Origin of the sequence: Coleofasciculus sp. G3-WIS-01 (genome assembly GCF_040223135.1) — a bacterium.
Lineage (GTDB): Bacteria > Cyanobacteriota > Cyanobacteriia > Cyanobacteriales > Coleofasciculaceae > Coleofasciculus.
In genome coordinates this window covers 17,084-27,670 of sequence record NZ_JAVJZI010000095.1, presented here as the reverse complement: position 1 = coordinate 27,670, position 10,587 = coordinate 17,084, and the positions used below count along the sequence as shown (strand labels likewise).

The window sequence follows — 10,587 nt, the reverse complement described above, 5'->3', positions numbered from 1 at the left end:
ATTAGCACCTGAAACCCTTGCTATTACGTTGATTTTTGCCAAAATTGAAAAAGTTGCGAGGCGCACGAATACATAACCGATAAGTTATACAACTCTATCAATGACTATATACTACACAGACAACTTAGAGTGAAAAGTTAGCTAATTGTATGGGTTTTCTGGGGATAATCCATCAAATTAGGTGTGCCACGCCACTACTGTAATTTCGCGATCGCGCCTTTTTCTACTAACAGTTTCCCCGTCACTAAATCCTTAACTGTTGCTACCAAAACCCGCCGTTCATCTACCTCAAACTGAACGGAAATCCGGTCAACTCCCACTTGTCCTGGTGGGTCTAAATGTGCTACACAAACCTGTTCGCGATCGCTATCCAAAGAACGATACGCCGCTTGCTTAGATAACTGACTACTGGTCATCCGTCCTAACTTATCATAACTTACCTCGGCTTGTGCAATTTCTGCGACTTCGCCAATATCTAAGCGAATTTCCCGTTGTCCTTCAATGGCGACTTGTAAGGTTAACGGTTCCCCACGTTCACAGGGATATTGTATCCCTTTTTCAAATAATGTGAAATAGGAATAAGTTTTAGCATAAGGTTCCCATAAGCGAATGGCGTAACTGTGGTGCAAATAATCATCCACACTCGCCACTTTATTTAACGCTAATGCCCCGTATGCCACGGCTTCAAAGGGCTTATCTAATTTCACCTTAGTCTTGCCAAAATATGACCGGATCAACTGCTGTACGGCGGGAATTAAACAACTGCCCCCAACTAATAACACCTGTTCAATATCACCCTTACTAATTCCTTTTTCCAGAGCAATCGTCAATACTTCATCCAACGCTTCCCGCAATTTTTCCAAAAACTTGCGATTTTCCAGAATCTCTTCTAATCTATCCCGATTCAGTTGCAAGTTGTATGAATTAAATGTCTCCTCATCTAACCAACTTTCCTTAGCTTCCTGAATACTAGACAAGCGAATCTTTAACCGTTCAGCTAACTCTAATAAATTCTGCCACCCCACCTCACCAATTGCTTCCCTTGACCATCCTTGCTGATGCAGATAGTCTTCGACAATCCAACTATCCACATCTTCACCGCCGACATAAGCATCAGATTTCGCCAACACTTCTGCCCGTAATACCGTTTCGCGATCGCGCTTGGCTGCATCCAATTGTGGTGCAGTACGGACTAAACTTAAATCCAGAGTTCCACCACCAAAATCCACCACCAATACTAAGGAACTCGGACGTTGTACTGCATAGCCTAACGCCGCTGCTGTGGATTCATCCACCAGTTTAATTTGCTCCACATCCAGGCGGCGTGCTACCTCGCGAAACCAATCTAAATAGCGATCATAAGCGCCCACGGGTACAGTTAAAATAAGCTGATAGGGTTGAATTTTTTGCGCCTTTAATTGCTGCCAAATAGTTTTAATAAATTGTTCTGAAACCGATTCAGCCGTGTAATATTCACCATTAATGAGACGCGGAGGCGGTTGGAAGTCCGCCGCTAAATCTCGTTTAAATCCTTTAAAAAAGCGAGCGGGTTGAGATTGTCCTAAGCGCTGGGAACGAACTTGTTCTCCCAGTACGATTTGATTATTGTCTTTGATAAAAACTAGGGTGGGAATGACTGGGATATCTGGCTCATTTGAGTTCGTTTTAAACAGGCGAGAGAGTGAACCCAGCCTGAGGGTTTTGGGACTGTTGGTATCGGGTTCGAGTATACTGACGACTGTGTTGCTCGTACCGAAGTCAATTGCAACTGTATTTGTCATTTGTCATTAGTCATTCGTCAAATAGTTATCGCACTCAAAAGGTAGTCAGGGCGGGTTTTGCACAAAAGTTATCATTAACAGCGAAACAAAGTCCCTAAACCCGCCCCTACACACTCACTAATGTGACAGTCCCCTAGGTAGGGTGCGACTCACTTTAGCCGGACAAAGTATTCGATCATGATCTTGATAGCCGACGAATCGAATATAAACGAGTTCTCCTTCTGTGATATCTTCAACATCAGGTTGGTGCAGTTGGGAATTAAAGGGAACCTGTTCCCAAGGTTGACCAATGGGTTCATATCCCCAATTCTGGATCAGATTTTCTAATGGAGTAAAGAGTGCGACTAAATTTTTAGCTGGTAAATCCGGGCGGGCTTCGATCATCCGGCAAGCGGTGGGATAATTGGTCAGTAGGGGGCGTAGTTGTTCAAAGGTGGTATCTTGGATATCTGTGGATAGTTGCTGCGATCGCGCTTCGAGTTCATCCCGTAGCCGCTGACATTGTGCCTCTAATTTCTTGATTTGACTGGAGTCAGCAACTGAGACTGAAGCAGAATGGTTTTCGGGTCTTTTTTTCGGACCAAAGCGACTAATGAGTAAAGTGGTGAAGACAAACCACAACAGTAAACCAAGCCCCAAGAGGTTAGGATCATGAGCCATCTTACCTCTCCTTTTACTGTTGATGTAAAGTCGTAGTTTGATCCGTGGTTAGGGTTTCGTCACCTTCATAATATTCTGGCAGCAATTGTTGAGTTTCTACGTCTCCGAGATCGGCTTCAATTCCTTTAGTTGTTTCGGTACAACTTGATCCAGTAGCACCGATGACGGTTTCGGTGATTTTGCCATCCTTGCCAATGCGATATTCGATCTTTTGATACTCTGCCATAATTCTTTCCGAACCCAACAATTAACTACAGTTTAAGGGATTTATACCATTTCTGAAAAGCTATGCACTAAATGGTACATTGAACAGGTCAAGCTCAGAGTCGCAAGCAGATGGTTATCATGTCATGTATGGAGAAATTAAAGATTTGCTGGTTGAGCAGCATCAGTTCAACCTACCCTATTCTACAGTACACAGCACAATACGATATCGAATGTAAGGAAAGCTCCTCTAGCTCTTGTTCACTCTGGGTCATAACTGACTCTCGCTAAAATTTTTTGGATTCCTTCACAGAAAATTTGAAAGCTACGCGATTTATTGTCGGTAAGGGACAAGTGTGGTGCGATTTCTTTAGAGTGAGTGCCAGGATAATATCCTGCTGGTAATAATTTTCTGAGTTCTTCTTTGGCAGAATTGAGTCGATCGGGATCTCGATATTTATTTTGGGTTTGTTTTTGGCTGAGGCTATGAGGTTTAAGGTTATAGGCTTTTTCGACGGCAGCTAAATCTCCGAGAAACCAAGACTCTAGTTCATGGCAGATAATGCGAATCATTGCGTCGGGCTTCCCAGCCGTTTGACAAATTTTTAGTAATTCGGTCTTGAGTTTTTTGCAGTCATTGGAGTCTTGGTCATGGACAATGACAAACTCTGTCGAGGGGCTGAATTGAAAGGCTTTGATTTTCCTTGGTATAGATTCAGCTAGATCCTGTTTACCTTGGTGAGTAATACAAATATAGGTAATATGATTAGGAATTAGTTTGGGTAATATCTCCTCTAAAACTATCCTCATGGAGCGTTCTTCCAACAAAAAAATAATGTTGTAGATCATCAGGGGGCAACTCCTTTCAACCAACCTTGAGTCCATAAATAGCCAGGTAAATCTCCGGCGTCAACTAAGGCTTTGAGGGTTTTGTTATCGGTGGCTTTGTATATTTTGCTGATGCCTTGTTCTTTGATCAGCCAAAAAATACTGTCTAAGGGAACCGCGTTCAAGAAGTCAGGGGAATGGGTAGAAATAAAAACTTGACCACCGCGATCGCTATAGTTGGCAAATTCTTCGGCGAGTTCTTGAAGTAAGGTGGGGTAAAGTTGGTTTTCGGGTTCTTCGACACAAAGTAAAGGGTGAGGTTTGGGGTCAAAGAGTAAAATTAGGTAGGCAAACATTTTCATCGTGCCGTCGGAGACATAGCGATCAATAAAGGGATCTTTGAATGCTTGGTCTTGAAAGCGCAGAATTAATCTACCGTCTTCGGTGTTTTTAGCTTCGACTTGGGAAATACCCGGAACCCGATCACGCATTTTTTCTAAAATTTTATCAAAGATTCTGGGATGTTCTTGATAAATATATTGGGCAACTATTGCTAGATTGTCTCCAGTGGCGGAGAGGTGTTCGGCGTAGAGAGCATCTTTACTTCCTCTCGCATCGCTGATATGAAAGTCGGATACATGCCAATTTTCAATTAGGGAACGGAAGGCACTGGCAGCTTTAAAGCGTTGGAATTGCCCTAAGCCTTTGATGGCTAGAATATCGGGGGATTCTAATTGTTGTTCTTCTCGTTCTAGGTGTTCTTCGGTTTGGTCAAAGTTTTCTTCGTTGGTGATGGCGTAGCCTTTGCCTTTTTGGAAGTCAAGGAAGTGATAAGGGGAACCGTATTCGCCGCGTTTGTAGCGTAATATTTCTCGTTTGATTACCGGACGTTTTTCTTCTTGTCCAACGATTAGTACATAAGTTACGAGGCGTTCTGTTTCCACAATCTTCATGCGAAATTTCAATTCAATTTCGATGTCTTCTTGTTCTTTACCTCTAGTGATGACTTCATTAAACCCACCTCTAACTTGGAGGGCTTGGCGAATGTTATTTTTGAGGGCATCCCGAAGAAAACCAAAAATATCAAACAGGGTAGATTTGCCTGTGCCGTTGGCTCCGATCATGACACAAAACCCTGGAATATCCTTAATTTCTAGGAACTCAAAAAGGCGGTAATTCTTGATTTTGATGGAAACAATTTTCATAATGTTATCCTAATAAACCAGCGTAGAGCAACTAGGGTTGTTACAAGTCATCTATTCAACCTTCAGCCTTCTACCTTCTATCCTCTGGATTCTGATATTTGCTAGCTGATCAAGGCAATGGTGGATTATTGACACGATACCAAGCATCGAGTGCTAGTTGATGCACCTCCCGCCAGGATAAATTATACTCTCGTGCGATCGCGGCACAGTCTTCATATTCCGGTTGGACATTGGCGATGGCATTTTGTACTCCTGAAGCGCGACTGGCAACTTTTACCCGCACCACTCCATACTTCGTCTCGACTCGCTGAATTGCCCGTTGCAAAATCGTGCGTTGCTGGGTAAAGTGGCGAATACCCAGAGTTGTGGTTTCCCTAAATAAAATATCTTCACAAACGGTTAATTTTTCCGCTGGACAAATCACCGTAAGTAATACCCCAGGACGAGATTTTTTCATGCCAATGGCTTGGGTAAACACATCCAACGCCCCAGCATTAAATAGCACCTCGAATACATACCCAATCACTTGGGGATTTAAGTCATCAATTTGCGTTTCTATCACACAAACGCTTTCTTGGCAAGGGTCATCATTTATAAGATTAGCCGGATCTCCTCCCTGAAACTGAATGCCAAACTCTGACGCTTCCCCAATCCAGAGTCGCAGGATATTCGGAATCGCTAACTCACTGGTTCCCGCGCCATGACCAATCTTGTGCAGAATCATTGCTGGAGGGAGTCCAAATTGGGTGGTAAGGGTGACAGCAATAGCTGCACCAGTGGGCGTGACTAATTCGCGCTCAATGCCATTGCTATAAATAGGGACTTGCCGAGACTCCCACAATTTTAAAACAGCGGGAACAGGAACAGGCAATCGACCATGAGCAGCTTGTACTGTACCGCCTCCTGTGGGTAAGGGAGAACAGTAGAGTCGGTCAATGCCCAACCAATCCAATCCCAAACAAGTACCGACAATATCCACTAAGGCATCTGTAGCACCCACTTCATGGAAATGCACGGTTTCGGGTGCCATCCCGTGAACAGCCCCCTCTGCTTCCGCCAAGTTGCGAAAAATTGCCAAACTCCAATCGACGACTTGTGAAGGTAATCCGGCGGTTGTAATCAGGTGTTCAATATCTGCCAGGTGTCGGCTATGCTCATGGTCTGACGGTTCAGCGTGATCATGGTGATGGGCTTGAGTGAGCAAATTCAGATGGACTTTAGTGGCTAATTGACCTTGACGGTGGACTGGTTCTGACTCTAACCGATATTCATGGTCAATTCCTAGCCCTTTTAGCTTTTCACTTAAATACTCCAACGGCACTCCTGCTGCCACGAGTGCCCCTAAGCACATATCACCAGCAATTCCACTCTGACAGTCGAGGTAGGCGAGTTTTGGCATTACGTTTTGAATCCTGAAGGGTGATTAGCTGTAACCAAAAGGCTGGAAACCTTTACCCATTATTGCCCAAAATTGGGTAGAGATTTGTTCTGAGAGAATGGGTCTGCCAAGAGTATGTATACTTTATTGGTATACCTATCCAGCCAAAAACCACAGCTAGGTAGGTGAGAGAGATAGCCGCCAGTTAGGTGGTGTTAGCCTGTGGACTGGGAAGGTGCCGACACCGCCAGAGTGAAGCAGGAAGTAAGTTCCAGATGTGTCCATAAGTGGACAGATTTGGGTAGATCTTATGTAACGGTCTACATCTATTGTAGGGAAAGGAGAATGGGGGGTGGGGGATTGGGGAGATAGGGAAGATGAGGGAGATGGGGTTGTAGGGGTTTGGTCTCCAAACCCCATTTCTTATGTAGGGGGAGATGGGCAAGGAAAGGACGAATGACGAATGACCAATGACCAATGACCAATAACGATTAAAAATACTTTAAGTATTGTTACTTTGGCGTGGTATGATCGCCTATGGCTAGATGCGATCCAGCCAATTTTGATGGACTAGCGTTTGCTGCTGCCTGTGAACTTGTCAGACAAATCTGTACAACCCAAGCCCACACCGGAGGAAAGTCCGCCAGGGAGTTATCAGACTTCCCCTGAAAGTTCCTCAATGCAAGAGTACTACCAACTTAAACAAACGTTGTTGGCGGTGACTCTGGCAATGACAGGGGTGATTTTTGTCTCTGTCTGGATTTTTTACTCACTCAACATCGCCTTGAATTATTTGATCGGGGCGTGCGTTGGTGTGGTTTACTTGAGAATGTTGGCGAAAGACGTTGAGCGGTTAGGTGTCCAAAAAAGGCGTCCGAGTTCGACTCGGTTGGCTTTATTGATTGGGCTATTAGTCGTTGCCAGTCAATGGCAGAGCTTACGCATTCTGCCCATATTTTTAGGATTTCTGACGTATAAAGCTGCGCTTATCGCTTATATGCTGCAAAGCACCTTGTTGCCTACGTCGAAGTAAGTTCCCATTGTCAGGGCAGCCAACGCTTCCGAAAAGTAGGGTGGGCTACACCCGAACTTAACGCCTGTGGACAAAGGAGAAAACTCCTTTGGATGAAGCAGGAAGCAGACTCAGCAATTGTTCGATGGATAATTGTCAATCCGTTCTGTGTAGTCGTTTCAACCAAAGGATAGAAGATAGCTGGGGAAATCTCCGGAATGGAAATGATAGATGGTTTGGCGTTCTATAATGCTTTCCCCCTTGCTGAACTAGAAGTTGGTCAGCATCTGTACTGGCATATCGGTAATTTGAAGGTTCATGGTCAGGTTTTTATTACCTCCTGGGTCGTGATTGCCATTCTGGTTATTGCCTCAATTGCTGCTACCCGCAACATTCAGCGAGTTCCCAGTGGTCTCCAAAATTTTATGGAGTATGCCCTGGAATTTCTGCGAGATTTAGCCAAAAATCAGATCGGGGAGAAAGAGTACCGTCCCTGGGTGCCGTTTGTGGGGACGTTATTTTTGTTCATTTTTGTGGCAAATTGGTCTGGGGCACTTATTCCCTGGAAGCTCATTGAGCTGCCAGAAGGTGAATTAGCGGCACCAACCAGTGATATTAATACTACAGTGGCTTTTGCGCTGCTGACCTCCTTAGCGTATTTTTACGCGGGTCTGAGCAAGAAGGGTCTGGGGTATTTTGCTGGTTATGCCCAACCAACTCCCATTCTGCTGCCGTTTAAGGTTCTGGAAGATTTTACCAAACCTCTCTCCCTCAGTTTCCGTCTGTTTGGCAACATTTTGGCAGATGAACTGGTGGTGGCAGTATTGGTGCTGTTGGTTCCCCTGTTCGTACCTCTCCCGGTGATGGCATTGGGTTTATTTACCAGTGCGATTCAGGCGCTGATCTTTGCTACCCTAGCAGCGGCTTATATCGGTGAGGCGATGGAAGACCATCACTAGCGATTTTAGGCTGGTGATGAAGATTTGCTGCTTCCTGGAGCGAGCAATCAAAGAATTCTGCTGTGTCTAGCGGATTGGTTGAGGGTAAGCGTTTCACGTTCGTTTGTTATTTAGTCAAAAGCGAGGAAAAATATCATGGACCCATTAATTTCTGCTGCATCTGTTATTGCTGCTGCTTTAGCTGTTGGTTTAGCAGCAATTGGTCCTGGAATTGGTCAAGGGAATGCGGCGGGACAAGCAGTAGAAGGGATTGCCCGTCAGCCTGAAGCTGAAGGTAAAATTCGGGGTACCTTACTACTGAGTTTGGCATTCATGGAAGCGCTGACAATTTACGGTTTGGTGGTTGCTCTCGTCTTATTATTCGCCAACCCCTTCTCGTAACCCTTTATGCCGCAAGAGCATTCAGACCCCAATGACTGAGGTCTGAATGCTGTTGACATGAAGGCATTACACATATAGAAGATTTTTTCTTCAATCCATAAGCCGCCGTAGGGGCTTGGTTACCAAGCCCTTGGTTACTGTGGGATTACCAAAACATCATGATACATTGGACAATTTTACTCGCTGTTGAAACAGCAGAAAAGGCAGCTAAAGAAGGGGGGTTATTTGATTTTGATGCCACCCTACCTTTGATGGCATTGCAATTTTTAATTTTGGTGGTGGTATTAAATGCGGTTTTTTATAAGCCGCTTAGCCAAGCCATTGATGGACGGGATGATTATATCCGCAAGAACCGCTTAGAGGCACGGGAACGGTTAGACAAAGCTCAGAATCTGGCTAAACAGTATGAGCAAGAACTAGCAGAAACTCGTCGCAAGTCACAAGCAACGATTGCCGCCGCTCAAGCTGATGCTCAGAAAATAGCTGCCGATAAAATGGCTCAAGCGCAAGCGGAAGCCCAGGCACAACGAGAGCAAGCCCAAAAAGAGATTGACCAACAAAAAAATGAAGCGATGGCATCCTTAGAACAAGAAGTGGATTCGCTTTCGCGTCAGATTCTGGAAAAACTTCTAGGACCTGAGTTGGTTAAGTAACGTCGGCTTTATCTGGGTAGCTGAACAAGCAGGGGTTTGCTGACGTTAACGTAGTTGTACGAACAAAAAATAACGACCTGCGGAAGGCGGGTTGCTGCCTGGGTTCACTCTTTGAGGTGATGTAGAGACGCGCCATGGCACGTCTCTACAGGGCGAGAGATGCTGTGTAAGACCAATTTGTAGCAATACAAAAAGGCAACGGCAAGCGAGACAGGAAGCGATGATGGTTGTTTCAATGAAGCTCAGGCTTCAGCGAATTTTGCCGGAGTAATTCACACCCTTGTCTTTTGTCGGTGGTGTGATAAGAAATAACGCCGGACAAAAATTCCAGCATTTTGAGGCATTACCCAGCGTTAGCGGTAAAGCAGCATAGCAGTTCTCAATTAAAGCAGGTGTATATGGCTATTATGGGTAGTTTTTCAATTTTAGCTACCGCCGAAGGAGGATTTGGTATCAACCTCGATATTTTAGAAACCAATGTAATTAATTTGGTGATTATTATCGGGGTACTGGTTTACTTTGGGCGATCATTTTTAGGGAAGACCCTATCGGAGCGACGTTCCAGTATTGAAGACGCCATTAGCGATGCCGAAAAGCAGCAGAAAGACGCTGCTGCAGCCTTAGCTGATGCCCAGCAAAAGCTGGCACAAGCCCAAGCGGAAGCCGAAAAGATTCGGGCAAAGGCAGAAGAAAATGCCAACGTCGCTAGAGAAGCAATTTTGGCAGCGTCGGCTAAAGATGTGGAACGAATGAAAGCTTCAGCCGTTCAGGATTTAAACTCAGAAAGGGAACGTGCGATCGCACAACTTCGCCAGCAAGTGGTTGCCCTAGCTATGGAGCGTGTCGAGTCCCAAATCAAAAGCCAGTTAGACGAATCGGCACAGCATACCTTAGTTGACCGCAGCATTGAGCGAGTAGGAGCGAGATAATTATGAAAGGAAGTTCATTTAGTGCTGAAGTCGTTGAGCCATACGCAGAAGCTTTGATGTCTGTGGCTAAAGAACATGACCTCGTAGACCGATTCGGTGAAGACGTTGCGGCTTTGCTCGATACTTTGAAAGAATCAGAGGAGTTGCAGCAGTTTTTAGGGAATCCAATTGTCAAAGCCGATGACAAAAAAGCCGTCTTAGCACAAATCGGCAGAGAGCAACTTCACCCCTACATGGTGAATTTTTTACAGATTCTCGTGGATCGACGGCGCATTCTGTTTCTGGGAGACGTATGTAAGCAGTATCAAGCACTCTTGCGGGAGTTAAAACAAGCGGTTCTGGCTCAAGTCATATCCACCGTGGAACTCAACGACGACCAGAAGCAGGTAGTGCGCCAAAAAGTGCTAGGCATGACCAATGCCCAAGATGTAGAACTAGAAACCCAAATTGACCCCGATTTACTCGGTGGTGTGATTATTAAAGTGGGGTCTCAAGTGGTTGATGCCAGTCTGCGCGGACAACTGCGTCGCATTGGTGTGAGCTTGAGTCGTTCGACTTAATGGTCATCGTTCGTGGTTCATGGTTCATGGTTCATCG

General features: G+C 45.1%; 13 protein-coding genes. 6 read left to right on the top strand and 7 right to left on the bottom strand.

What is annotated here, in order from left to right; genetic code table 11:
- Positions 1–194 precede the first annotated feature (194 nt).
- The 6 genes from RIM23_RS10300 to larC all read right to left on the bottom strand — a co-directional run bounded on the left by RIM23_RS10300 (position 195) and on the right by larC (position 6,077).
- Complete coding sequence (locus tag RIM23_RS10300) at positions 195–1,781, bottom strand: Hsp70 family protein (RefSeq protein ID WP_446366753.1); 1,587 nt, start codon at positions 1,779–1,781, stop codon at positions 195–197.
- A gap of 117 nt (positions 1,782–1,898) precedes the next feature.
- Positions 1,899–2,441: a nucleotide exchange factor GrpE gene (locus RIM23_RS10295; protein ID WP_446366751.1), complete on the bottom strand. Its 543-nt coding sequence runs from the start codon at positions 2,439–2,441 to the stop codon at positions 1,899–1,901.
- 13 nt (positions 2,442–2,454) lie between these two features.
- Complete coding sequence (locus RIM23_RS10290; protein WP_446354576.1) at positions 2,455–2,667, bottom strand: DUF2997 domain-containing protein; 213 nt, start codon at positions 2,665–2,667, stop codon at positions 2,455–2,457.
- Positions 2,668–2,906: 239 nt separating this feature from the next.
- Complete coding sequence (locus RIM23_RS10285; protein ID WP_446366749.1) at positions 2,907–3,494, bottom strand: DUF4276 family protein; 588 nt, start codon at positions 3,492–3,494, stop codon at positions 2,907–2,909.
- Positions 3,494–4,678, bottom strand: coding sequence for an AAA family ATPase (locus RIM23_RS10280; RefSeq protein WP_446366747.1), 1,185 nt, complete (start codon positions 4,676–4,678; stop codon positions 3,494–3,496). Before RIM23_RS10280 ends, RIM23_RS10285 begins: the two co-directional genes overlap by 1 nt.
- Before the next feature lie 109 nt (positions 4,679–4,787).
- Complete coding sequence (larC, locus tag RIM23_RS10275; protein ID WP_446366744.1) at positions 4,788–6,077, bottom strand: nickel pincer cofactor biosynthesis protein LarC; 1,290 nt, start codon at positions 6,075–6,077, stop codon at positions 4,788–4,790.
- Between the two features lie 568 nt (positions 6,078–6,645).
- On the opposite strand from larC, the gene RIM23_RS10270 reads away from it, so the two are divergent.
- The 4 genes from RIM23_RS10270 to RIM23_RS10255 all read left to right on the top strand — a co-directional run bounded on the left by RIM23_RS10270 (position 6,646) and on the right by RIM23_RS10255 (position 9,061).
- Positions 6,646–7,089 (top strand): ATP synthase subunit I, encoded by a 444-nt coding sequence (locus tag RIM23_RS10270; protein WP_446366742.1) that lies wholly within the window; start codon positions 6,646–6,648, stop codon positions 7,087–7,089.
- A gap of 197 nt (positions 7,090–7,286) precedes the next feature.
- The gene (atpB, locus tag RIM23_RS10265; RefSeq protein ID WP_446338635.1) at positions 7,287–8,027 is read left to right on the top strand and encodes a F0F1 ATP synthase subunit A; all 741 of its coding nucleotides are present in this window, start codon (positions 7,287–7,289) and stop codon (positions 8,025–8,027) included.
- Between the two features lie 135 nt (positions 8,028–8,162).
- Positions 8,163–8,408, top strand: a complete 246-nt coding sequence (gene atpE, locus RIM23_RS10260; RefSeq protein WP_006102085.1) for an ATP synthase F0 subunit C — start codon at positions 8,163–8,165, stop codon at positions 8,406–8,408.
- A 158-nt stretch (positions 8,409–8,566) separates the two neighbouring features.
- Positions 8,567–9,061 carry a F0F1 ATP synthase subunit B' gene (locus tag RIM23_RS10255; RefSeq protein WP_446366740.1) on the top strand — a complete coding sequence of 165 codons (495 nt, stop codon included), beginning with the start codon at positions 8,567–8,569 and terminating at the stop codon, positions 9,059–9,061.
- On the opposite strand, the gene RIM23_RS10250 is transcribed toward RIM23_RS10255, so the two are convergent.
- On the bottom strand, positions 9,054–9,197 hold the full coding sequence (locus RIM23_RS10250; protein ID WP_446366738.1) for a hypothetical protein: 144 nt from the start codon (positions 9,195–9,197) through the stop codon (positions 9,054–9,056). The two genes, RIM23_RS10255 and RIM23_RS10250, sit on opposite strands and share 8 nt — an antisense overlap.
- 262 nt (positions 9,198–9,459) lie before the next feature.
- On the opposite strand from RIM23_RS10250, the gene RIM23_RS10245 reads away from it, so the two are divergent.
- Both RIM23_RS10245 and atpH read left to right on the top strand, forming a co-directional pair.
- Positions 9,460–9,990: a F0F1 ATP synthase subunit B gene (locus RIM23_RS10245; protein WP_446366736.1), complete on the top strand. Its 531-nt coding sequence runs from the start codon at positions 9,460–9,462 to the stop codon at positions 9,988–9,990.
- Between the two features lie 2 nt (positions 9,991–9,992).
- Positions 9,993–10,550 (top strand): ATP synthase F1 subunit delta, encoded by a 558-nt coding sequence (gene atpH, locus RIM23_RS10240; protein ID WP_446366734.1) that lies wholly within the window; start codon positions 9,993–9,995, stop codon positions 10,548–10,550.
- Positions 10,551–10,587: the final 37 nt, after the last annotated feature.

Bases quoted from the DNA above. Each gene is read 5' to 3' on its own strand.
- atpH (WP_446366734.1), top strand. From the start codon at position 9,993: ATGAAAGGAAGTTCATTTAGTGCTGAAGTCGTTGAGCCATACGCAGAA.
- RIM23_RS10250 (WP_446366738.1), bottom strand. From the start codon at position 9,197: ATGGCGCGTCTCTACATCACCTCAAAGAGTGAACCCAGGCAGCAACCC.
- atpE (WP_006102085.1), top strand. From the start codon at position 8,163: ATGGACCCATTAATTTCTGCTGCATCTGTTATTGCTGCTGCTTTAGCT.
- RIM23_RS10290 (WP_446354576.1), bottom strand. From the start codon at position 2,667: ATGGCAGAGTATCAAAAGATCGAATATCGCATTGGCAAGGATGGCAAA.
- RIM23_RS10285 (WP_446366749.1), bottom strand. From the start codon at position 3,494: ATGATCTACAACATTATTTTTTTGTTGGAAGAACGCTCCATGAGGATA.
- RIM23_RS10255 (WP_446366740.1), top strand. From the start codon at position 8,567: ATGATACATTGGACAATTTTACTCGCTGTTGAAACAGCAGAAAAGGCA.
- RIM23_RS10280 (WP_446366747.1), bottom strand. From the start codon at position 4,678: ATGAAAATTGTTTCCATCAAAATCAAGAATTACCGCCTTTTTGAGTTC.
- RIM23_RS10245 (WP_446366736.1), top strand. From the start codon at position 9,460: ATGGCTATTATGGGTAGTTTTTCAATTTTAGCTACCGCCGAAGGAGGA.
- larC (WP_446366744.1), bottom strand. From the start codon at position 6,077: ATGCCAAAACTCGCCTACCTCGACTGTCAGAGTGGAATTGCTGGTGAT.
- RIM23_RS10295 (WP_446366751.1), bottom strand. From the start codon at position 2,441: ATGGCTCATGATCCTAACCTCTTGGGGCTTGGTTTACTGTTGTGGTTT.
- RIM23_RS10300 (WP_446366753.1), bottom strand. From the start codon at position 1,781: ATGACAAATACAGTTGCAATTGACTTCGGTACGAGCAACACAGTCGTC.
- atpB (WP_446338635.1), top strand. From the start codon at position 7,287: ATGGAAATGATAGATGGTTTGGCGTTCTATAATGCTTTCCCCCTTGCT.